This is a genomic window from Massilia orientalis (genome assembly GCF_030411975.2).
Lineage (GTDB): Bacteria > Pseudomonadota > Gammaproteobacteria > Burkholderiales > Burkholderiaceae_D > Telluria > Telluria orientalis.
The window spans coordinates 215,563-236,826 of the sequence record NZ_JASNRB020000008.1 but is presented as its reverse complement, the minus strand read 5'-3'; the positions used below and the strand labels follow the sequence as shown (position 1 = coordinate 236,826).

Below are 21,264 nucleotides of genomic sequence, written 5' to 3'. Positions count from 1 at the left end.
CTCGAATCCGCTTTAAGTTTGGATTACAAGTGCGATATTTCGTGCAATTTCCTGTGGCTTAATCAATATCGTTCTCATACAATACTCCGTGATTCTTTGGCAATACACTCACCGAGCATTGATGATGATGACTGAACTGAATATCGACACCGCCGCGGCCACCCTGGCGGAACGCAGGCCGCGCACCGACATGCGCACGCGCGACCTCGTCAACCAGGCCGTCGCGTCCGTTCCCACGCTGGGGCTGCAGCGCGCCGCGGAATTCCTCGCGGCGATGGGCGTGCCGGCGGAGATCGCGGTGCGGGCACTGGTGTACCCGAACCGCCGCCGGACGAATTAATTTTGCTGTGATGCGATGTCGGCCAGGGATTCGCGTCCCCGCGCCGTCAATTCGAACCCGCCCTCGGCCCGCGCCGCAATGTGCGACTTGCGGCTGAGGAACTGGACGACGTCGTCATCCACATTCGCCGCCGGGTCCGCCTCGAGCGCGCGCAGCGCCTGCACGCAGCGGCGCAGGAACAGCAGTTCCGTCCCCTGCGGCGTCAACGCCAGGTTCCCGTTCTTCGCATACTGGATCAGCTTCAGGCCCGACAGGCGCTTTGCGTTGCGCCCGACACAGGCATTGACGCGGTCGGTCTTCGCGCCGCGCCGGATGAATTCGAGCGCATCGTATTCGTCGCCCGTCAGTTTCAGATTCTTCATTACCACTTTCCAAGAGAACAAGCCCGCCATGGTAACGGCGACGGGCCGTCCCGGCAACCTGTCTGGCGTCAGCGCAACGCCCGCACGGCGGCCCAGACGAGGCCCGCACCCGCCAGCACACCCAGCGCCACGGCCGCGTGCATCTTGTGCGACCCCAGCAGCGGGCCGCGGCCCAGCGGAATCTTGTTGTACAAGGTGGTGCTCATGCTTTTCTCCTCCGAAAATCGTTGGCCTTCGCGCCTATTATTAAAAAGTTCCTGCAAGATATATGTGCGCCAGCGTACACAAGCGGCGATCCTATTGCGCGCCGGGGCCGGACGTGGACTGTTAGTATTGCGCCAACACGACAACGCAATGGAGCACACCATGAGAACCGACATTCCGAAACCGGATCCGGGCGCCGACGCCCCGCCGAACATGCACGAAGCGGACATCGGCAGCGGGGAGCGCTCGCCCGGCCAGCATGAAACGGACGAGATGATCCGCGACATTCCCAAGCGCGGCAGCGACGAGGGAAATAAACGGGACGCCGGCCAGGCCGGCAGCCAGCAATCGACGTCGAACAAGACCTGAACCTCGGGCCTGAACCTCGGGCCTGACCCTCTCGTGACAAAGGATGGGGCGACGCGACGGTCCGCCCCATCCTTTCCCCTTCACCTACTCATTCCGCCTTGATGGGCGGTTCCGGCGCGTCCGGCTCCTTCACCGGTGCGCGCGCCGGCGCCGGCACGTCGTCCGGATCCGGCCTCGGCTGGGGCGGCGGCAGTTCCGGGTCGGGCGTCGTGGGGTCCGGCGTGGAATGTGCGTACTCCGGCAAACTCATCGATTTTCTCCGGCGTACAGGCTCAACGGCCTTCTTTCTGCTTGGCGCCGCCGCCCGCACCTTTGCCCTTGCCGGCCTTCACGGTCGACATATGGTCGTGGCTGCTTTTCTCCTTGACCCCCGCCTTCTGTTTCTGGACGTCCTCCTCGGACGGGTTACCGGACTGCTTGTTCTGGCTACCTGTGGATTTCGATTGGGTCATGATGATCTCCCTATGGTTGCGGTTGACGTTGTGTGCAGCCTAGCATGGAAGATCGCGGCGGGTTTTCAATCGTGCGGGCCGCATCCGCTTTGCTATAGTCGAGCCCATGACACGCCTCGCCGCCCTCGCGCTCACTCTCGCCATGACCTCTACCGTGCACGCCGCCCCGATGACGCTGGACGACTACCTGGCCCTGTCCGGCCCCGCGCCCGCCGCCACCCTGCGCTACGGCGCCGCGCCGTCGCAGTACGCCGAACTGTTCCTGCCGTCCGGCACGGGGCCGTTCCCCGTGGCCGTGCTCGTGCACGGCGGCTGCTGGACGAAGGAATTCGGCGGCATCACGCAGCTGCGCAACATGGCGGGGGCGCTGGCGGCGCGCGGCATCGCCGTGTGGAACGTGGAATACCGCCGCGTCGACGAGGCCGGCGGCGGCTACCCTGGCACCTACCAGGACATGAACGCGGCCCTCGACCTGCTCGCGCGCACGGCCAGGGAACATCCGCTCGACCTCGGCCGCCTCGTGGCCGTCGGGCACTCGGCCGGCGGCCAGCTCGTGCAATGGCTGGCGGCGCGGCCCCGCATCCCCGCGTCGAGCCCGCTGTACCGCAAGGACATCGTGCCGGTGCGCCAGGTCGTCAGCCTGGGTGGCCTGGCCGATCTGCGGCGCGAGGCCGCGCTGCTGAAGACGAGTTGCGGCCGCGAGACCGTCGAACTGGCCGGCACGCCGAGCGCGGACCGGCCGGACGTGTTTTCCGACACGAATGCAGGCGACCTGATGCCGAACGGCAGCCATACGATCCTCGTCACCGGCGAGCTGGACACGATCTCGCCCCCGCGCGTCGCGCACGACTTCGCGGCCCGCGCCCGTGCGGCCGGCGACGGCGCCGAGGTCGTGATTCTGCCGGGCGCCAGCCATTACGACGAGGTGGCGGCGACATCGGGATCGTGGCCGCGCGTGCTGCGGGCGATCGAGTCGGCGCTGGGCCTGGACGCGCGTTGACGGGGCTTGGAGCGCCTGACAAAGCTTCTCCAAGTAGCTTTAAGAGATGAGTGAGCGGGCGGGCTAGATGGCCGTCATCTTAACGCTCGGACTTCTGCGCTCTTGCTCCACGCAGGCCGACGACAACTACTTAGGGCGCGCTGAACTTCAACCGTTTCAATACTTCGAGAACAATTTCGGGGTCTGGCGCCATGCTTGTGCAACGACACTTATGGGGACATAAGACACAACGGACCTGGTTGCCCGCCTCGGACGCTGGCGAGATGCCCAGAATTTACGATCTGGTCGATGGCTTGTTCGACGGATGTTTTGGCTGCGCATTCAATCGGTCGACGCAACTCAACGTACGGCCGTTCTGCACTTGATTAACTGAGGTATTGTGGAGCGTGCTACTGATTTGCTATCTCATTTATGCGGACAAGCCTTTTTGCAACAACTGTGTAACGAGTTCATTCAATTCGACGCCGCGCTCTTTGCTCAAAGTCTGCAACTGCTTGACTAGGTCGCTGTTGAGCTTGACGGCAAACGGCACCAGACCCAGCGCGCGCTCACGTTCGCGTTGTTCGCGACGGTCGGGCATAGCTGCCGACGCTCCTACACCGTACGTTGCGCCTTTCGCACTCATTTGATTCATCAGTTTCTTCGCGTCGCTTTTTGCCAGGTCTGTCTTTTTCATTGCTTGCCTTTGATTTGAGTAGATTGAGGCCGCATTTTACTCGCGAAAGGAGCGGGACAATGCGGCACCTACACCGATGTGACTGCAACGTCCGTTTCTGGCCGATCTACATGCGGCTACTGGCCCACACAAATAACTTTAGTTTCATACTGTTGGGCATTTTCTTTTTTCTTTGCGGCCCACGTGACCACTTCCTGAGCTTCAGCGGATGTCATGACAGTTGCTTTCTCTTTATTCTTAATAAATGACACGCCCTCGAACTTGCCTTCCTTGCTACGCATGACTCTGGCAAAAACGGGCGCCGCCTTACCGTCGTCAGTGCGCTTGTTTTGCTGGACGAGGTAACGCTGGTCGATTGTTTCCATGATAAGACCCTATACTTGCAGACGAAATCAGCATTCTACGGCGCGTGAAGCGCCACCAGGAAAACATGGCGGGAGCAATGATCATTCTTGCCAGGATGACGCCGGTTGCTGAACGTCAGGACTCAACGGAAAGCGTACCTATTCGCGGCTTTCGCCGCTCTCAGGTTTTCGATGCGCTTCCGTGGGTATGATCCTGCCTGTAACGTACCCCACAAGCGGGGTCGTGAGGTTGTTGCCACCGAAGCAAGTCAGCGGCTATGCCACGGGCTCTTACTCGGGAAACACGATCTTCTTCGCCAGCCGCTGGTCGACCACGAGATCTTCCTGCGCGACGGCAACGCACGGCAGGATATAGCCCTCGCGCTTTTCGTCGAGGGACAGCCCCGGCCATTCCACGAGATAGCGCACGCTGCCGCCCGCGAGGCGGCAGATGCATGTGCGGCACGTGCCGTTGCGGCAGGAACTGGGCAGGTCGATGCCGGCCCGTTCGGCGGCGTGCAGCACCGTCGTCTCCGTGTCGGTGTCGAAGGACCAGCCGGACGGCTGCAGGGTGATGGTCAACATGGTCATGCGGCGGATTGTACCTCCGGCCTGACAGGCCTGGGTTCGTTCCCGCACAGAGCCCCGTCTTGCGCGGCACTAACCTGAAGCCAACGCAATTTCAGGCAGGACACCATGTTGAAAACGACCCGCATCCCCCTTTTGATCGCCCTGCTGGCCGGCCTCGCCGGTCCGGCGGGCGCCGCGCAACCGCAGGCGCAGCCGACCCTGGCCGCAGCACAGGCGACCGAGTTCGAGCGTCTGCTGCGCGCGCAAGTGCTGCTCGACCGCGCCCACTTCTCGCCCGGCGAAATCGATGGCGCCTACGGCTCCAACATGCGCCAGGCGCTGGCCGGCTTCCAGAAGGCGCGCGGCCTCAATCCGACCGGCAAGCTCGACGACGCCACGTGGAACGCGCTGAACACCGACCAGACGCCGACCCTGCTGACCTACACGCTGGCCGACACCGACGTCGCGGGCCCGTTCCAGCGCGTGCCGGACGACATGATGGAAAAGGCCAAGCTGCCCACGCTCGGCTACGCCACGCCGGCGGAAGGTCTCGGCGAGAAATTCCACGCGAGCCCGGCGCTGCTGGAAAAGCTCAACCCCGGCAAGGACCTGGGCCGCGCCGGCGAGCAGATCGTCGTGCCGAACGTCGTCGGCACCCCGGCGCTGGCGCCGGCCGCGCGCGTCGTCGTGTCGAAGGAAGGCCGCATCCTGCAGCTGCAGGACGCGGCGGGAACCGTGCTGGCCCAGTATCCCGTGTCGAGCGGCAGCGAACACGATCCTCTGCCGATCGGCGACTGGAAGATCGAAGGCGTGCACCGCAACCCCACGTACCACTACAACCCGAAACTGTTCTGGGACGCCAAGCCGGGCGACAAGAAAACGACCGTCGCGGCGGGTCCCAACAACCCGGTCGGCGTCGTGTGGATCGACCTGACCAAGCCGCATTACGGCATCCACGGCACGCCGGTGCCGGCCTCGGTGGGCAAGAGCGAATCGCACGGCTGCATCCGCTTGACGAACTGGAGCGCATCGGAAGTGGCGGGGCTCGTCCAGGCGGGCACGGAGGTCGTACTGCAAGACTAAAACGAAGCAAAGGAGACGACGATGAGATGGTTGATGACCTTCCTGCTCGGCGTGCTGGTGGGCGCCGGCGGCCTGTTCGTCTGGCTGCGCCAGATGCCCCACGCCCCCGCCACCCCACCGGCCGTGGCCGCGGACACGGGCGCCCTGCCCGCGCCGCCGCCGCCATCGAGCGGCATCGACGGCAAGCTGCCGCCGGCGCCGCAGGTCATGCCCGACCTTACGGAACTCGACCTGCCGCTGCGTCCCGCCGCGTCGGACACGCCCGTCGCGGCAGCGGGCACGGCGCCCGCGCCGTCCGTCCCGCCGGGCAAGCTGCTCGTACCCGTCGACGGCATGCCGTTCTCCAAACTCGCCGACACCTACGACCAGCCGCGCGGCACCGAACGCCACCATGAAGCGCTGGACATCATGGCGCCGAAGGGCACGAAGGTGGTCGCGGTGGCGGACGGCAAGATCGTGAAGCTGTTCACAAGCAAGCCAGGCGGGCTGACCGTGTACCAGTTCGATCCGGCCGAAAAATATGCCTATTACTATGCGCACCTGGAACGCTATGCGGACGGCCTGCAGGAAGGCGCGCAGGTCAAGCGCGGCGACCTGATCGGCTATGTGGGCGCGACCGGCAATGCCGATCCGAACGCGCCGCACCTGCACTTCGCCGTGTTCGAACTGACGCCCGAGAAACAGTGGTGGAAAGGGACGCCGGTGAATCCGTATCCGTTGCTGCAGCCCTGAAGTTTTCTGCTCGGCTACTCCTCAGCCATTGCGATAATATGAACAAAATCGCTGCCTGAGGGGACTATGAAGAACATCGATCGACGCCGTCGCACCGTATGCATGGGCATGCTGGGCGGACTTGCCGGACTGACCATGGGCAATGCCGCCCGGGCGCGTCCCACCATCGACGACGCGGCGCACGTCTTCCGGCTCGACGGCGGCGCCGTCACCTACGCGTTCGGCGTCAACCCGGATGGCCGCCTGCAGACCATGTACTGGGGCAGCGCACTGTCCCCGGACGATCCGCTGCCGGCGCCGGCACCGGTCGCCGAGAACTCCAGCAACGAAACGTCGATCACCGTCACGCCGTTCGAGTATCCCGGCTTCGGCGCGGGCCTGACGGTGGAGCCGGCCCTGAAGGTCACCTTTCCCGACGGCGTGCGCGACCTGGACCTGCGCTACGTGGGCCACCAGCTCGACGGCGACCGCATCCTGGTCAGGCTCAAGGACGTCAGTCGCGCCGTGCACGTCACGCTCGCCTATGCGATGGAAGCCGCAACCGGGATCCTGACGCGCAGTGCCTTGGTCGAGAACCGGACGAACGGCTGGATCCAGGTCGACCAGATGGCCGCGGCCAGCATCAACCTGCCGTACGCCGACGATTACCGGCTGTCGTACCTGACGGGACGCTGGGCCGGCGAATTCGCGCTGCAAACCCGCCCGGTCGGTCCCGGCGCGACGGTGATCGAGAGCCGCAAGGGCGTGACGTCGCACCAGGCCAACCCGTGGATCGCGCTGAGCCGGGCCATGACCGAAGAGGAGTCCGGCCCCGTGTGGTTCGGCGCACTGGGCTGGAGCGGCGCGTGGCGCATCGGTGTCGACGTGGATGCGCTTGGCGGCGTCCGCATGACGGCCGGCTACAACCCCTTCGATTTCGCCTATCGGCTCAAGCCCGGCGAACGCCTCTCCTCGCCCGTGTTCCACGCGGGATATTCCGGCGAAGGGTTCGGCGGCGCGTCGCGCCTGTTCCATCGCTACCAGCGCACGCGCATCCTGCCGGGCGCGCCGGCGTTGCGTCCGCGGCCCGTTCTCTACAATTCATGGGAGGCGACCGAGTTCGCCGTCGACGAAGCGGGCCAGATGGCGCTCGCGGAGAAGGCCGCCGGCCTCGGCATCGAACGCTTCGTCGTCGACGACGGCTGGTTCGGCGCGCGCAACAGTTCGAAAGCGGGCCTCGGCGACTGGGTCGTCAACACCAGGAAATTCCCGAACGGGCTGACGCCACTGATCAAACGCGTCAACGACCTGGGCATGGAATTCGGGCTGTGGGTCGAACCGGAGATGGTCAATCCGGACAGCGATTTGTACCGGGCCCATCCCGATTGGGTCATCCACTTTCCGGGACGCACGCGCTCCGAAGCCCGCGACCAGCTGGTGCTCAACCTGGCGCGCAAGGACGTGTACGACCACCTGCTGATGGTATTGGACAGGCTGCTCGGCGCGAACAACATCGCGTTTCTGAAGTGGGACCATAACCGCGCCTGGTCCGAACCGGGCTGGCCGCAGGTGCCGCCCGCGGAGCAGCAACGCCTGTACGTGACGTACGTGGACAATCTCTACAAGCTGCTCGGCGAACTGCGCCGGCGCCACCCGAAGGTCGAGATCGAATCGTGCGCCAGCGGCGGCGGCCGTGTCGATCTCGGCATCATGGCCCTGACCGACGAGGTCTGGGTGTCGGACAATACCGATCCGTACGACAGGCTGTTGATCCAGGATGGCTTCAGCCAGGCCTATGCGCCGGCGATCATGATGGCCTGGGTCACCGACTCGCCCAACTGGGTCAACAAGCGCGCCACGTCGCTGGAATACCGGTTCCTGTCGTCCATGCAGGGCGCGCTCGGGATCGGCGCGAACCTGAACCACTGGAGCGCGAACGACTTCACGCAAGCGAAGCGCCTTATCGCCGAGTACAAGCGTATTCGGGTGACCGTCCAACAAGGCAATTTGTACCGCTTGATCTCGCCGCAGGGCGGCTCGGCACGGTCGGCGACGCTGTCGGTCGCGCAGGACGGCAACCAGGCCGTCCTCTTCGCCTTCCTTCATTCCGGCGGCATGCGCAATCCGGCGCCCCATATCCAGTTGCGCGGACTCGATCCACGGAAGACGTATGCGCTGCGCACCATTGCAGGGGGCGTGGCGCCGCGCACACCAAAGCAGGCGAGCGGCGCCTATTGGATGGGACAAGGGATCCAGCCCAACCTCGTCGGCGACTTCCAGGCCGCGGCCATTGTCCTGGAAGCCGCCTGACGAGGAGCGCTTTTACTGTCCCGGCGGCTCATCCACGTCCGCGCCCACGTTGATCGCGGCATACGCCCGCTGCACGGCAATCAGCTCGCGGCTGCTCTTGCCGTACAGCTCGCCCGCAGCCTCGATCATCTTGGCGCGCGCATCCGCGTAATTGGTACTCGACGTGAACTTGGTCGTGTTCGCCTTGAACCAGATCCGGTAGGCCTTGTCGAGCCCGATGCCCGTCATCGCGGCCGGCGTCCTGACGAGGTATTTGCTGTAATAATCACCGGCCTTGTCCGCGCTGGAGCCCTGTGCGAGGAAGTAGAACATGCGGTTGTTCGGGCCGCTGCTGTAGTGCACGTCCAGGCGCTTGATCGAGCTGTTCCAGGCGTCCGGGCTGCTGCCGTCCTTGCTGGGGCGGTACATCCAGCGCAGCGGCGTGCCCGACTTGCTGATCTCCTTGCCCAGCACCCAGTCGTTGCCCGTGAGCGGGACGGTGTCGCCCTTTCCGCCCCCGCGCGCATACGCTTCGACGGCCTCGCCGTTGATGTCCGACGACGATTCGTTCAGGCCGCCCGATTCTCCCGCATACGTCAGGTTCGACGTGGCGGCCGTCACGCCATGGCCCATCTCGTGGCCGATCACGTCGATCGAGCCCAGGCTGTTGAAGCTGGAGCCGTCGCCGATGAACATGCAGCGGCACGTGTCGCTGTAATACGCGTTGTCGTATGCCGTGTTGACGTGTGCCGCGATGTACGTGGCCGTATTGTGCCCGTCCAGCGACAACCAGTTGAACACGTTCTTCATCGTGTCGTACGTGTTCATCAGGCCCCACATCGCGTTCACGGCGGCCGTCTGGCCGTTCGCGTTCGTCGTCGAGCCGCCGTTCACGTACTGCTTGCCGTCGCCCCACGTGTTCGTATCGTTGACGTAGACGCTGCCCGCGCTCGTGCCATGGTTCGCGTTCGTGATCGCCATCGCGCCGAACGTGCCGCCCGTGCCTCGGGTGTCGTCGATCATCCTGTATTTGCCCTCGGCGAGCGTCGTGTTGATGGGCACATCGCCGTTGTACTGGCTGTGGCCCACGCCGACCACCGTCTGCAGCATGTTCCACTGGGCGAGAATGGCGCCGTCGCCCGCGCTCACGATGGTGTCGTGGTACACGGGCTTGTCGCCAGCGACCATGCGCGTGTGCACGAGGTAGGCGAGTTCGTAGTGATCGACGACTTCCTGCACGTCGAGCGCGTTGAGCTCCTGCTCCTGCTTGTCGCGCGCGTCCGGCACGCGTTCCGTGCGCATCGCGGGCCAGATGATCAGCTCCGCGCTGGGCGGCGTCTCGTGGCGCGCCGAGGCGCCCAGCGAAGCCAGCGCCGCATCGATCGCGGCCTTCGACGAGATCGCCGGCACGATGCTGAAATCCGAACCCGGCCCGGCGGCGTCGGCCTTCACGAAGTTGGTGCGCTGCTCGGAATCCGATTCGGACAGGATCTTGCCGTTGGCATCCAGGACGAGCACGGATTCGAAGCCGAAGATGCGCACGTTCTTGTACGTGTGGGCCACGCGCGCGACCTGCGTGCCCTGCGTGCCGGGATGCCGCGCGACGATCGCATCACCGAGGCGCGCATCCTGCCCGCGCGCGGCGCGGCGCGCGTCCAGCTGGGCCAGCAATGCCGCGTCCAGCTGCGAGGACGCGGCAACTGCCGGGCTCATCGTGCCGGGGCCGGCCGCGCCCGCGGGCACGACGACCGCCAGGGACAGGGCGCCGAACGACGCCAGCAACATCTTGCGCTTGTTCATGAGATTTCCTTTCATTGAGCGGGCACACCGATGCAGTGTGGCCGAGCTCGCTTAAAGGAATTTGCTCAAGCGCAAAGAGCCCCACGGCGCCTTGCGGCTGCCGTGAGGCGGATGAAAAGGTGCGGATGACGGTGCGCCCAGGCGCACCTCACGGGACGCTCAGCGCTCGCGCCGGCGCATCAGGTACACGGCCGTGCCGACGACGGCACCGGCCAGCACCGCCTTCTTCACGAGGCCGGCCCGGTTGTGCTCCCACTCGGCCTTGATGCCCATTTCGCCCAGCACGTTCGGCACCTTGCCGTGGGCGAGGTCCTCGCCGATGCCCTCGACGACGTTCACGCGGTCCGCCGCCAGCAGCAGGAGCCAATGGCGCAGATCGTTTTCCGACCATTTGAACGCGAGGCGGCGCATCATGCCGGACAGGCCTTTCGGCGGCTGCGCGGTGCCGAAGATCGGCGTGATGCCGGGCCGTTCGGTCGACACGAGGACCTCGACGTCTTCCGGCTGCTGCGGCAGCTTGCCCTCGTGCGGGTGGATGAAGCGCGCGGGCATGCGCTCCATCGGCACGGCCGGGCGGTTCTTGCGGTCGAGGTCGGCGCCCCAGCCTTCGATGTGCGACAACTCCTCGCGGCTCGGACGGCGCGGGCCGTCCGCCATGTCGCCCTGCAGCGGATGCGCATGCACGTGGCCCGCGTCGTCGTGGTGCGGATGATCGTGGTGATGATTGTGTTCCATGACGTCTCCTCAATGCAAAGCGGTGGCCTTCACGGCCTGGACCTCGCGCGCGGACGGCGGGATCAGGACGGGCTTGATGCAGTTGTCGAGCTTGCTCGAGAAGATGTGGTAGGCGTCCGCCACCTCTTCCAGCGGCACCCGGTGCGTGATGATTTCCTTCGGATTCAGGCGGCCTTCGCGGATGTGTTCGATCAGGCGCGGCAGGTGGCGTTTCACGCTGGCCTGGTTGGCGCGGATCGTCAGGCCCTTGTTCACCACGTTGCCGATGGGGACCGCGTTGAACGTCGGGCCATACACGCCCACGATCGACACGTTGCCGCCCTTGCGCACGCTGTTGATGGCCCAGTGCAGCACGGTCGAGGCGCCGGCCTGCACCTTCATCAGGCGGCCCGTCAGCGTCTGCGCGATGGAACCGGCCGCATCGCCGCCCACGCAATCGATGGTGACGTCCGCGCCCATCCAGTCGGTCATCTTCTTGATGTGTTCCGCCATGTCGTTCACTTCGCGGAAGTTCACGACCTCGCATTGGGCAAAGCGCTTGACGAATTCCAGGCGGTACTCGACCTCGTCCACGACGATCACCCTGCCCGCGCCCATCAGCCACGCGGCTTTCGCGGCGAAGATGCCGACCGGGCCGGCGCCGAAGACGACCACCGTGTCGCCTTCCTGGATGTCGCCCATCTCGGCGGCCTGGTAGCCCGTCGGGAGGGCGTCGGTCAGCAGCACGGCGTCGTCCAGGTGCAGGTCGTCGGGGATCGGGTACGGGCCCACGTCGGCCATCGGCACGCGCACGTACTCGGCCTGGCCGCCGTCGTAGCCGCCGGCCGTGTGCGAATAACCGTAGATGCCGCCGACGGCCGTCGCTTCCGGATTCGTGTTGTGGCAATTGCCGAAGAGTTCGCGCTGGCAGAAGAAACAGGATCCGCAGAACAGGTTGAACGGCACCAGGACCCGGTCGCCGGCCTTCAGCGTCTGCACGTCGCGGCCCACGTCCACGACTTCGCCGACGAATTCATGGCCGAACGTATGGCCCACGCGCGTGTCGGGCACCATGCCGTGGTAAAGGTGCAGGTCGGACCCGCAGATGCAGGAGCGCAGCACGCGCACGATGGCGTCGCCCGGGTGTTCGATGACGGGATCGGGCTTGTAATCGGCGCGGACGCGATACGGTCCCCGGTAATTCATTGCCAGCATAATTCCTCCTCATGGATGACGGCCCGCCGTAACGGACGAGCGCTTGACAACAAGGTATGTCAAAACGCTAAGGAAGGCGATACGCGCACGGAAACGAACGGGGGTTCCGGAACACTTTTTTTGAAGAGCCGTAGTGCTTTGTTTTTAAAAGGAAACGGCCGCACAACCGTCGTCCCCGCGAAAGCGGGGATCCATGCTGAAGATCTGGATTCGGTGCGTCGGAAAAGGGCGGTAGTGTTCTTGATACTTGCCTTCGGAGGCTCAGTATGGGTTCCCGCCTGCGCGGGAACGACTGTTCACATTAAAGCTGGCGCGCCTCGAACGTATTGCACTGCTCGACGGAGCCCGTCTCCAGGCCGCGCTTGAACCAGCGCACGCGCTGCGCCGACGTGCCGTGCGTGAACGAATCCGGCACGACCTCGCCGCGCGACTGGCGCTGCAGCGCGTCGTCGCCGATGGCGCTCGCCGCGTTCAGCGCGGACTCGATGTCGCCCTGTTCGATGATCTGCTTGGCCTGGTTCGTGTGGTAGGCCCACACCCCGGCGAAGCAGTCGGCCTGCAGTTCCAGCCGCACGGACGCGGCGTTGGCGTCCCGTTCCGACAGATGCTGGCGCGCGCTGTCGACCTTGCCCGAGATGCCGAGCAGGTTCTGCACGTGGTGGCCGACCTCGTGCGCGATCACGTACGCCTGCGTGAATTCGCCGCCCACCTTGAAGCGCTGCTGCATCATGCGGAAGAACGTCAGGTCGATGTAGACCTTGCGGTCGGCCGGGCAATAGAACGGCCCGACGGCGGACTGGCCCGTGCCGCAGCCGCCGGTCGGCGTGCGGCCCGAGTACAACACGAGATGCGGCGGCGAATACGTCGCACCGTTGGCGCGGAAGATCTGCGTCCACGTGTCTTCGGTGTAGCCGAGCACGGTGCGCACGAACTGCGTCTCGCGGTCGTTCGCGGGCGGATGCGCCGGCGCCTGCTGGACCTGGGCCGGCGAGCCGCCCGACAGCAGGCTCAGGATCGTGGACGGCGACACGCCGAAGAACCACGAACCGATCAGCGCCACGACGATCGTGCCGATGCCGACGGTCCCGCCGCCGATGCCGAATCCGCCGCCGCCCCCACCGCCGCGGCGGTCCTCGATGTTGTCGCTTTGCCTGTCGCCTTCCCAACGCATGATGTTCTCCTTGCTTGTTGTCGAGCCGGAGGACCGTCAGCGTTCCCTGGCACGCCTGATCTTCACCGACCCCATGTTTTCGCGCGCATCCTTGAGGCGGAACTCGTCGTCCACCGCCAGGCCGGCGCGTTCTTCGTCGTGCAGCACGCGTTCGTGGCGTTCCCGTTGGACCTCACGCTCCAGTCGCTCGCGAAGGGTTACGTCCGGCGTCGTCTTCATGGTCATCCTCGTCTGTAGGGCCACGCGTCCTGCATCAGCCCGTCCATTGTGCATACGGCGCGCGGCCGCATCTGTTCGAACTTTCACATAAGCCGCATCATGCCATATGGCAGATCCGGGGTGCATGACAGCCTGTCCACGTCTCCGTGCGCCTGCGTACGGACGGGCAGGCAAGCGCGGTGCAAGCTCCGCGCATGACCCCGACCGCCCCCACCTTCGCCCACCACGACGCGCTGGCCGCGCTCGGCCGCAGTCTACAGGCCATCGGCTACCGTTTCGTGACCGTCACCCCCGCCACGCACCGCCGGGTCAACAATCGTCCGGAAAATGCCTGGGCGCACGACCTGCGCGGCGTGTTCGGCTGGAGCCGGCCATACCGCGCGGACGTGCTGCCCGAGCCCATGGCCGGCCTGCTGCGCGCGGCCGGCCTGGCGGTCCCGGAGGGCGCGGACGGCTGGCGTGCCGGCGTGCGCGCCTCGACCATCGGCGACCACCTGTATTTCCATTCGGCCTGGCCCACCTCCGACGAGGACGCCGTGTTCTTCGGTCCCGACACGTACCGCTACACGAGCGCCCTCAAGCGCGTCCTCGGTGCGCACGGGGGCTTGCGCCGTGCGGTGCGGCGCGCCGTCGACATCGGGGCCGGCGCCGGTCCGGGCGCGATCGAACTGGCGCTGCGCTGTCCCGACGCCACCGTCTACGCGGCCGACATCAACCCGGCCGCGCTGGCGCTCGCGGAGATCAACGCGGGCCTGAACGGGGCGCACAACGTCGTGCCCTGCCGCAGCGACCTGCTCGACGGGATCGAAGGCGGCTTCGATCTCATCATGTCGAACCCGCCGTACATCCTCGACCCGGACGAGCTGACGTACCGCCACGGCGGCGGCACGCACGGCGCCGAACTGTCGATCCGCATCGTGCACGCGGCGCTGGACCGGCTGCATCCCGGCGGCAGCCTGCTGCTGTACACGGGCGTGGCCATCGTCGACGGTGCCGACCCGTTCCTCGCCGCCATCCGCGAACGCCTCGATGCCGACACGGACGGCTGGTCGTACGAGGAGCTCGATCCCGACGTCTTCGGCGGCCAGCTCGGCTGCGAAGGCTACGAACAGGTGGAGCGCATCGCGGCCGTGTGGCTGCACGCCATCCGCCGCGGGTAAGTACCTGCACGGTCGAGACGATCGGGCAAAACGCTGCCGCATCCGGGCATGGCCGCCCGCGCGCCGCGCCCCCAGAATGGCTTCCATGCAGCGCCCTTACAAGGAGACGATCATGGAAGCCGCACGTCCCGCCGTCGCCGCCTCACCCGCGGCATCGACCACCCTCTCGTACCTGCCCGTCGGCCTGTTCGGCGCCGTGATGGGTCTCACCGGCCTGGCCGTCGCCTGGCGCCTCGCGCACCAGGCGTACGGCGCGCCGGCCGTCGTCGGCCAGGCCATCGGCGCCCTCGCCATCGTCACCTTCGCCGTGCTGGCCATCGCCTACGGCATCAAGGCCGTCGCCGGCTGGTCCACGGTGCGCGCCGAGTTCTCCCATCCGGTCGGGGGCAATCTGTTCGGCACGCCGCTCATCAGCCTCCTGCTGCTGCCGTTCCTGCTGGCCGACGTCAGCCTGGGCCTGGCCCGCCTCGCTTGGGTGCTGGGCGCCGTCGGGATGACCGTGTTCGCGTGGGCCATCGTCACCCGCTGGCTGTCCGTGCGCCATACGCCGGCCCAGGTGGCGCCGGCGTGGATCGTGCCGGTCGTGGGCATGCTCGACATCCCGCTGGCCGCACCGGCGCTGCGCTGGGACGGCCTGCATGGCGTGATGGTGTTCGGCCTCGCCGTCGGCCTGTTCTTCGCGCTGCCGCTGCTGGCGATGCTGCTGTCGCGCCTCATCACGGAAGACCCGCTGCCGCCCGCGCTGCAGCCGTCGCTGCTGATCCTGCTGGCGCCGTTCGCGGTGGGCTACTCGGCCTACACGACCACGTTCGGCCACGTCGACGCGTTCGCGCAAGGTCTCGTCATGATCATGCTGTTCCTGCTGCCGGTGCTGCTGGCGCGCCTCGTGCACCTGCCGGCCTGCTCGCCGTTCCGCGTCGCGTGGTGGGCCGCCAGCTTCCCGCTCGCCGCGTCGGCCGTGACCGCGCTGCGTTACGCGACGGTGGTGGACAGCCCGGTGATGGATGGCATTGCATTGCTCATCCTCGGCATCGCCACGCTTGTCATCGCGGTGTTCGCGGTGCAGACGCTGGCCGGCATCGTGCAGGGCCGCCTGCGTGAACTGAGCTAGTCAGCCCTGAAACCGTCGTCCCCGGACTAGGCGTCCCCCTTGGCGGGGACCCAATTTGCACGCGTTATCGCGATGCACGCAGCACTTGGGTTCCCGCCTCCGCGGGAACGACGGATCAAAAGTTAGATGCTCACAAGCCCGTTCTTCATCGCCATCGCCGCCGCATGCCCGCGCGTCGAGACGTTCAGCTTGGCCATGAAGTTGCGCACATGGACCTTGACCGTCCACGGGCTGATGCCGAGGATGGTGCCGATCGCTTCGTTGGTCTTGCCGACGCAGACCAGCTGCAGGACTTCGCGCTCGCGGGACGACAGCTCGACCTCCTGCGCGCGGACCTTGAGCCGGTAGTGCGTGCGCAGCGCGGCGTGCATGTGCGGCACGATGAGCTGGAGCAGCCGCATCTTTTCTTCCCCGCCGTCCGCCACGCCCGCGAAGCAAAAGTAACTGGTCGCGCCGCCGTGCAGGTCCTTGACGCCGTGGGCCATCATGTTGCGCATGCCGTGCCGGCGGAACGACGCGAGCCACGCGGCATCTTCCGGCTCGACGAATGCGGCACGCGCGGCCTCGTCGAAATAGACGGGCGCGTCATCCATCAGCCAGCGGCGGATCACGGGACTCGCGATGCGGCCGCGCCCGTCGACGATGCCGTCGACGAACTCGCTGGGAAAGCCGGCATCGACGACGTCCAGCACGGCCACCGGGGCGACCGTTGCGATGCCGCACACGAAGCGCTCGTGCGGCAATATCCGTTGCAGCAGCGGATAGACGTCGTCCATGAAGCCCCTGCGCGAGGCGATGCCCTGGCAGGCGGAGAACAGGGCGAGGATGCGATGTTCGATGGGTGAGTTCATGGCCGCAAGGATGCGCCATCGCGACCCGGCGCGCATGCCACATCCGTGGGGGGAAATCGGCATCAGCGCATGAGCGCCGCCAGCTTGTCCGTGCGCGCGGCCCAGTCGGCGGCGTCGGGCAGTGCCGGCTTGCGCTGCGTGATGGGTGGCCAGCGCCGCGCAAGGTCGTCGTTCAGCGCCAGCCAGTGGAGCTGGTCCGGCGCCAGCTCGCTTTCCGCCACGATGGCCCCGACGGGACACTCCACTTCGCACAACCCGCAATCGACGCAGCGTTCCGGGTCGATGGCGAGGAAGTTGTCGCCTTCATGGAAACAGTCCACCGGGCACACCTGGATGCAGTCCGTGTGCTTGCAGCCTATGCAGGGTTCGGTCACGACATACGTCACGCTGCCTCCCGTTCACGCGGTGAGGCCGCCGTCGATGACGAACGTCTGGCCCGTGATATAGGCGGCGTCGGTCGAGGCCAGGTAGGTCGCGAGCGACGCCACTTCGCGCACCGTGCCGAAACGGCGCAGCGGGATGCCGGCGCCGAGGGACTTCAGCTTAGCTTCGGGGATCTCCGCCGTCATCTCGGTCGTGATGAAGCCGGGCGCGATGGCGTTCACGCGCACGTTGAAGCGGCCCAGTTCCAGCGCGAGCGAGCGGGTCATGCCGATCATCGCGGCCTTCGTGGCCGAGTAATTCGTCTGCCCGACGTTGCCCTTGAAGCCGGACACGGACGACATCTGCAGGATCACACCGTCGCCCTCTTCCACCATCGCATGCGCGAAGGCGCGGGTGACGTAGAACGAGGCGTTCAGGTTGGCGTTGACGACGTCCGTCCACTGTTCGCGGCTCATGCGCATCAGGACCGCGTCGCGCGTGATGCCGACGTTGTTGACGACGGCATGCGGCGCCCCCCGCTCCACGAGCAGCCCGCGCGCCAGCGCGTTGACGGCTTCCTCGTCCGCGCTGTCGCAGCAGTGACCCGCCGCGTGCGCGCCGGCGTCCGCCATCTCGCGCACGAGTTCCGCGGCCGCCTCGTGCGAGCGCTGGTAGGTGAACACGACGTCGTAGCCGGCCGCGCAGAAGGCGGCGACGAGACCGCGGCCGATGCCGCGCGTGCCGCCCGTGACCAGTACCCACTGCTTCTTTACTGCGTTCGAATCCATGAATGATAGTCCTTGCCTGAAGTTGAATGATCGAGAAAATCGAGGATGGCGCCGCGGTAGGCGCCTGGGAATGCCTTGCGCGCGTCAAGGTGGCCGCAGTCCGGATACACGCGCACGCTGCTCGCGCCGCAGAGGTCGCGCAGATGGGCCACCTCGGCTTGCGTGATGAACGGATCGTCCCCGCCGAACAGGAACAGGCGCGGCAAGTCGTGCGGCAGCGGCAGCGAGCGGAAGATGGGGCGCGTGCCCGTCGCATCGGCCCAGCGGCTCGTGCTCATGCCGCGCATGACGGCACCCGTCACGCCGCCGCCGAAGAAGCGCGCGACCGTGGCCGGCACGCTGTCGCACAGCACCGACGCGAACGCCGTGCGGCCCGTCGCGATGGCGTGCAGCGCGTGGAAGGCGCCGAACGACGCGCCCAGCACGTGCACGGGCAGGCCCGGCCAGGTGTCGTGCGTCCATTCGCCCAGCGCGACGACGTCTTCCGCGAACGACATGCCGTCCACCGTACTGCGGCCGAAGCCCTTGAAGTCGAAACCGACGACGTGGTAGCCCGCGTCGGCCAGCCACGCGTGGTAGCCATGGTTGAAGAACCAGTGCATGCCGTACTTGAGGAACGGGTGGCACAGCAGGACGACGCCCCGTGCCGGCATGCGCCGGCTCGTGTAGACCGCGCCGGCCAGCCAGCTGCCGTCCGTGCTCGTGTGGACGAACGGTTCGAGGCCCGCGAGGCCGTCGCCGCGCCAGCCGAAGACGGGCTTGAACAACGTGCGCATCAGGACGCCTCCCGATACACGAGCGACTAAGCTGCCCATTGTTTCGCCTTCATTTCCGCATACCCGAATGCCGCCTCGTAACTGGGGCCGGCGACCCAGGCGCTGAGAAAATGGACGCCCGCGATCGGGAACGCGTGGTGGAATACGTGGCCGGACAAGTCCGTCCCCACCATCGCGCCATACCCGGCGCCGTCCGTGTTGTTGGTAAAACGCTCGTACGTGCGCGGCGTCGACACTTCCGTGTACACGACATGCCCGCGCAAGCCCGGTTTCGCGGCATACAACCGCTCGAGCAGCACGTTCAGCGCGCGTGCCTTCTTCAGCTTGTACGCGGGCGAGCGGCGCTCCGGCCAGTGCGCCATCGCATCCAGCACGTTGAGGCAGACGATGCGCCCGCCGTCCGGATCGAGCGCGTGGTAGTTCGTGACCTCCATGACGCTGTCGCGCCAGTAGGCCCGCTCGCACGCCTCGTCGCTTGCGCAGCCTGCGCGTGCCGCGCGGCTCGCGTCGGCGCCGCACGCGAATACCATCGTCTCCGTGCTGGACAGGCCCAGGTCCGCCGGCGCCGCGTCCGTCGTCAGGTACACGGTCGTCGTCGAGCACGACGGCTTCAGGTTGTCCAGCTTGCGCCATACGGGGCCCAACGCCGGCTGGTCGTCGAACAGGGTGCGCAGCGCGTAGTGCGGCGCCGCGTTCAGGTACACTCGGTCCGCGTAGAAATCGCCTTTCGCCGTCGTCACGCCGCGTACCTTGCCGGCGTCGTCGCTGATGATCTTGCGGACCGCGGTCCCCAGCAGCACCTGGCCGCCGGCCGCGACGATGCGGCGCGCGAGCACGTCCGACAGGCGCTGCGACGCGCCCTCGACGTAGGCATTGCCCTGCGTGAGCGTCGCGTACACCACGTGCAGGAAGTACAGGTAGCCCAGGTCTTCCGCGAAGCCGCCCACGTAGATGCCGGTGGCGGCGAGGATCTCGCGCAGCCACGGATCGTTGATGCGTTCGGCCAGCGCCTGCGCCACCGTCACGTGCTTCAAATGCTTGTGGGCGTAGCGCAGCTGCGCGAAGTCCGGCTCGAAGGTTCCGTCCATCATCTGGAACTGGTGGTAGCCGTTGCGGCCGTGGACGGCCACCTCGTCGAAGAAGCGGTCCAGGCCCGCGCGCTCGTGCGGGAAGCGGTCCTGCAACGCCTGGCGGAAGGCATCGACGCCGTTGCCGAAGCGGATGGACCCGCCGGGCAGGCAAGCCTCGAAATAATCGGCCGGCACCTTCAGGCCCAGTTCCCCGTCGAGCCCGAGGTCGGCGAAGATCCGGCGCAGATTGCCGCCCTCCCCCATGCCGCTCAGCTTGTGCAGGCTGCAGTCGAAGGCGGCGCCCGCCTTCGGGCGCTGGAACACGGTCGCATACCCGCCCGGCACGCCGTGCTTGTCGATGACGAGGAGGCGCGCGCCGGGATGCCGCTTCACCACCTGCGCGCCGAACGCGAGGCTGGTGATGCCGGCGCCGACGCAGATCGCGTCCCAACGGCTGCCGGCGTCCATCACGAGACTCCCACCTTGCGCAGCCACGCGTACAGCGGCGCGAAGCGCCTGTCGTTGAGCGCCAGGCTCCGTTCCGAGTAGCGCACGGCGTCGATCGCGGCCTGGTCGCCGCAGGCGATCGGAAACGCGAACGAGGTGTGGCGCGCGATCTCCGGGTTGTACGTGAACTGCGGAACGAGCCGCGCCATCAGGCCGCGCATCATCTGGCGCATCTGCGTCGCCTGTTCGTCCGGCGCATGCTCGAAGAACGACTCGCCGACCCAGCGCCCGAACGCGATGTGGCGCGCCTCCTCCAGGTGGTGCTGGTAGAACATCTCGCGCGTCAGCGGCTCGACGACGTCGTCCTGCGACACGAACATCGCCGACAGCTCGGCCACCCATTCGAGCAGCAAGGTCGCGATGATGCCGGCCACCGGATGCATCTTCGGGAGCTGCACGGTCAGCATCTCGTGCAGGCCGTCCGGTGCGCCGAACAGGGGCAGCCGCGCCACCTTCATATAGCGCCGGAACATCAGCGTGTGCATGATTTCCTCTTTCGAGAAGATCATCAGGTATTCGCGCACGTCCGGCGCCAGCGCATCCGCGTGGACATTCAGGTAGCCCATGTACAGGGGCGGCAGCGTCTGTTCGAGCAGGATGAACATCGACACGTCGCGCGCGTTTTCCAGCCACAGCACCTCGTGGCGTTGCGCGTCCGTCAGCGCGTCGAACCACGGCGTGCCGTAGATCCAGCAGTGCTCCATCTTCTTGGGCACACCCTGGCGATCGACACCCGTCCGCCACGGCACGACCTGGTTCAGGTCCATGGGCGCGGCATGTGACTTTTCGATCAGGGTCTCCACGCCGAGCCGGCCGCGCGGGCTGAGCGGGATGATGGGCGGTTGGCCGGTCATCACGCCACCGCCGCCTGCGGCTGGTTCGCCTCGATGTAGGCGTACAGGTCGCCCAGGTTCTTCAACTGGCCCGCTGCGAACAGGTCCGGCGTGATCTCGACCTTGAATTTCTTCTTGATGCGCAGCTGGATTTCCACGTAATCCAGGCTGTCCAGTTCCAGTTCCTCGAACGTCAGCGCCGGGACGAGCGCCGACTCGTCGACGTCCTTCAGTTCCACGATCGCATCCCGCAGGAATTCGGCTACATTCATTTGTTACCTCCGTT

Annotated in this window: 27 protein-coding genes; 8 read left to right on the top strand and 19 right to left on the bottom strand. The window is 66.4% G+C overall.

Annotated elements, in window-relative coordinates:
- Nucleotides 1-127: 127 nt before the first annotated feature.
- Nucleotides 128-340, top strand: coding sequence for a hypothetical protein (locus tag QPK29_RS15010; RefSeq protein WP_400189774.1), 213 nt, complete (start codon nucleotides 128-130; stop codon nucleotides 338-340).
- Here QPK29_RS15010 and QPK29_RS15005 read toward each other — a convergent pair.
- Both QPK29_RS15005 and QPK29_RS15000 read right to left on the bottom strand, forming a co-directional pair.
- Nucleotides 337-702, bottom strand: a complete 366-nt coding sequence (locus QPK29_RS15005) for a hypothetical protein (RefSeq protein ID WP_056127822.1) — start codon at nucleotides 700-702, stop codon at nucleotides 337-339. The two genes, QPK29_RS15010 and QPK29_RS15005, sit on opposite strands and share 4 nt — an antisense overlap.
- Before the next feature lie 68 nt (nucleotides 703-770).
- Nucleotides 771-908, bottom strand: a complete 138-nt coding sequence (locus QPK29_RS15000; RefSeq protein WP_181158819.1) for a hypothetical protein — start codon at nucleotides 906-908, stop codon at nucleotides 771-773.
- Between the two features lie 160 nt (nucleotides 909-1,068).
- On the opposite strand from QPK29_RS15000, the gene QPK29_RS14995 reads away from it, so the two are divergent.
- A complete protein-coding gene (locus QPK29_RS14995) occupies nucleotides 1,069-1,275 on the top strand; it encodes a hypothetical protein (protein WP_056127816.1) in 207 nt (68 codons plus the stop codon).
- 88 nt (nucleotides 1,276-1,363) lie between these two features.
- Here QPK29_RS14995 and QPK29_RS14990 read toward each other — a convergent pair whose 3' ends face one another.
- Both QPK29_RS14990 and QPK29_RS14985 read right to left on the bottom strand, forming a co-directional pair.
- Nucleotides 1,364-1,525 (bottom strand): hypothetical protein, encoded by a 162-nt coding sequence (locus tag QPK29_RS14990; protein WP_371769915.1) that lies wholly within the window; start codon nucleotides 1,523-1,525, stop codon nucleotides 1,364-1,366.
- A gap of 22 nt (nucleotides 1,526-1,547) precedes the next feature.
- On the bottom strand, nucleotides 1,548-1,727 hold the full coding sequence (locus QPK29_RS14985; protein ID WP_371769916.1) for a hypothetical protein: 180 nt from the start codon (nucleotides 1,725-1,727) through the stop codon (nucleotides 1,548-1,550).
- A gap of 106 nt (nucleotides 1,728-1,833) precedes the next feature.
- Here QPK29_RS14985 and QPK29_RS14980 point away from each other — a divergent pair, with 106 nt between their 5' ends.
- Nucleotides 1,834-2,727, top strand: coding sequence for an alpha/beta hydrolase (locus QPK29_RS14980; protein ID WP_371769917.1), 894 nt, complete (start codon nucleotides 1,834-1,836; stop codon nucleotides 2,725-2,727).
- 409 nt (nucleotides 2,728-3,136) lie between these two features.
- Here QPK29_RS14980 and QPK29_RS14975 read toward each other — a convergent pair whose 3' ends face one another.
- From QPK29_RS14975 to QPK29_RS14965, 3 genes are all read right to left on the bottom strand, one after another.
- The gene (locus tag QPK29_RS14975; RefSeq protein ID WP_056127812.1) at nucleotides 3,137-3,403 is read right to left on the bottom strand and encodes a hypothetical protein; all 267 of its coding nucleotides are present in this window, start codon (nucleotides 3,401-3,403) and stop codon (nucleotides 3,137-3,139) included.
- Between the two features lie 116 nt (nucleotides 3,404-3,519).
- Entirely contained in the window at nucleotides 3,520-3,768 is a 249-nt protein-coding gene (locus QPK29_RS14970) for a hypothetical protein (protein WP_056127809.1), read from the bottom strand.
- Nucleotides 3,769-4,038: 270 nt separating this feature from the next.
- The gene (locus tag QPK29_RS14965; protein WP_202114361.1) at nucleotides 4,039-4,338 is read right to left on the bottom strand and encodes a 2Fe-2S iron-sulfur cluster-binding protein; all 300 of its coding nucleotides are present in this window, start codon (nucleotides 4,336-4,338) and stop codon (nucleotides 4,039-4,041) included.
- A gap of 105 nt (nucleotides 4,339-4,443) precedes the next feature.
- Between QPK29_RS14965 and QPK29_RS14960 the strand changes: the two genes are divergently transcribed.
- The 3 genes from QPK29_RS14960 (at nucleotide 4,444) to QPK29_RS14950 (ending at nucleotide 8,421) form a co-directional block, all read left to right on the top strand.
- Entirely contained in the window at nucleotides 4,444-5,400 is a 957-nt protein-coding gene (locus QPK29_RS14960) for a L,D-transpeptidase family protein (protein ID WP_371769918.1), read from the top strand.
- A 21-nt stretch (nucleotides 5,401-5,421) separates the two neighbouring features.
- Nucleotides 5,422-6,132, top strand: a complete 711-nt coding sequence (locus QPK29_RS14955; RefSeq protein WP_371769919.1) for a M23 family metallopeptidase — start codon at nucleotides 5,422-5,424, stop codon at nucleotides 6,130-6,132.
- A gap of 66 nt (nucleotides 6,133-6,198) precedes the next feature.
- On the top strand, nucleotides 6,199-8,421 hold the full coding sequence (locus tag QPK29_RS14950) for an alpha-galactosidase (RefSeq protein WP_371769920.1): 2,223 nt from the start codon (nucleotides 6,199-6,201) through the stop codon (nucleotides 8,419-8,421).
- 12 nt (nucleotides 8,422-8,433) lie between these two features.
- On the opposite strand, the gene QPK29_RS14945 is transcribed toward QPK29_RS14950, so the two are convergent.
- From QPK29_RS14945 to QPK29_RS14925, 5 genes are all read right to left on the bottom strand, one after another.
- Nucleotides 8,434-10,200: a M4 family metallopeptidase gene (locus tag QPK29_RS14945; protein ID WP_371769921.1), complete on the bottom strand. Its 1,767-nt coding sequence runs from the start codon at nucleotides 10,198-10,200 to the stop codon at nucleotides 8,434-8,436.
- Between the two features lie 159 nt (nucleotides 10,201-10,359).
- Entirely contained in the window at nucleotides 10,360-10,935 is a 576-nt protein-coding gene (locus QPK29_RS14940; RefSeq protein ID WP_156404038.1) for a hypothetical protein, read from the bottom strand.
- A gap of 9 nt (nucleotides 10,936-10,944) precedes the next feature.
- The gene (locus QPK29_RS14935; RefSeq protein ID WP_056127794.1) at nucleotides 10,945-12,129 is read right to left on the bottom strand and encodes a zinc-dependent alcohol dehydrogenase; all 1,185 of its coding nucleotides are present in this window, start codon (nucleotides 12,127-12,129) and stop codon (nucleotides 10,945-10,947) included.
- Between the two features lie 301 nt (nucleotides 12,130-12,430).
- Complete coding sequence (gene ypfJ / locus QPK29_RS14930; protein ID WP_371769922.1) at nucleotides 12,431-13,300, bottom strand: KPN_02809 family neutral zinc metallopeptidase; 870 nt, start codon at nucleotides 13,298-13,300, stop codon at nucleotides 12,431-12,433.
- Between the two features lie 36 nt (nucleotides 13,301-13,336).
- Nucleotides 13,337-13,519 (bottom strand): hypothetical protein, encoded by a 183-nt coding sequence (locus tag QPK29_RS14925; RefSeq protein ID WP_056128436.1) that lies wholly within the window; start codon nucleotides 13,517-13,519, stop codon nucleotides 13,337-13,339.
- Nucleotides 13,520-13,713: 194 nt separating this feature from the next.
- Between QPK29_RS14925 and QPK29_RS14920 the strand changes: the two genes are divergently transcribed.
- Together QPK29_RS14920 and QPK29_RS14915 are read left to right on the top strand one after the other, a co-directional pair.
- Complete coding sequence (locus tag QPK29_RS14920) at nucleotides 13,714-14,679, top strand: methyltransferase (protein WP_371769923.1); 966 nt, start codon at nucleotides 13,714-13,716, stop codon at nucleotides 14,677-14,679.
- A 112-nt stretch (nucleotides 14,680-14,791) separates the two neighbouring features.
- Complete coding sequence (locus tag QPK29_RS14915; RefSeq protein WP_371769924.1) at nucleotides 14,792-15,790, top strand: SLAC1 anion channel family protein; 999 nt, start codon at nucleotides 14,792-14,794, stop codon at nucleotides 15,788-15,790.
- 122 nt (nucleotides 15,791-15,912) lie between these two features.
- Here the strand turns inward: QPK29_RS14915 and QPK29_RS14910 are convergent, their stop codons facing one another.
- From QPK29_RS14910 to QPK29_RS14880, 7 genes are all read right to left on the bottom strand, one after another.
- Nucleotides 15,913-16,641 (bottom strand): helix-turn-helix transcriptional regulator, encoded by a 729-nt coding sequence (locus tag QPK29_RS14910; RefSeq protein ID WP_371769925.1) that lies wholly within the window; start codon nucleotides 16,639-16,641, stop codon nucleotides 15,913-15,915.
- A gap of 62 nt (nucleotides 16,642-16,703) precedes the next feature.
- The gene (gene fdxA / locus QPK29_RS14905) at nucleotides 16,704-17,027 is read right to left on the bottom strand and encodes a ferredoxin FdxA (RefSeq protein WP_371769926.1); all 324 of its coding nucleotides are present in this window, start codon (nucleotides 17,025-17,027) and stop codon (nucleotides 16,704-16,706) included.
- Between the two features lie 12 nt (nucleotides 17,028-17,039).
- Nucleotides 17,040-17,792, bottom strand: a complete 753-nt coding sequence (fabG, locus tag QPK29_RS14900; RefSeq protein ID WP_371769927.1) for a 3-oxoacyl-ACP reductase FabG — start codon at nucleotides 17,790-17,792, stop codon at nucleotides 17,040-17,042.
- Nucleotides 17,774-18,568: an alpha/beta hydrolase gene (locus tag QPK29_RS14895; protein WP_371769928.1), complete on the bottom strand. Its 795-nt coding sequence runs from the start codon at nucleotides 18,566-18,568 to the stop codon at nucleotides 17,774-17,776. Before QPK29_RS14895 ends, fabG begins: the two co-directional genes overlap by 19 nt.
- A gap of 26 nt (nucleotides 18,569-18,594) precedes the next feature.
- Nucleotides 18,595-20,106: a phytoene desaturase family protein gene (locus QPK29_RS14890; protein ID WP_371769929.1), complete on the bottom strand. Its 1,512-nt coding sequence runs from the start codon at nucleotides 20,104-20,106 to the stop codon at nucleotides 18,595-18,597.
- The gene (locus QPK29_RS14885; RefSeq protein WP_371769930.1) at nucleotides 20,106-20,999 is read right to left on the bottom strand and encodes a diiron oxygenase; all 894 of its coding nucleotides are present in this window, start codon (nucleotides 20,997-20,999) and stop codon (nucleotides 20,106-20,108) included. Before QPK29_RS14885 ends, QPK29_RS14890 begins: the two co-directional genes overlap by 1 nt.
- A complete protein-coding gene (locus QPK29_RS14880) occupies nucleotides 20,999-21,250 on the bottom strand; it encodes an acyl carrier protein (protein WP_371769931.1) in 252 nt (83 codons plus the stop codon). Before QPK29_RS14880 ends, QPK29_RS14885 begins: the two co-directional genes overlap by 1 nt.
- Nucleotides 21,251-21,264: the final 14 nt, after the last annotated feature.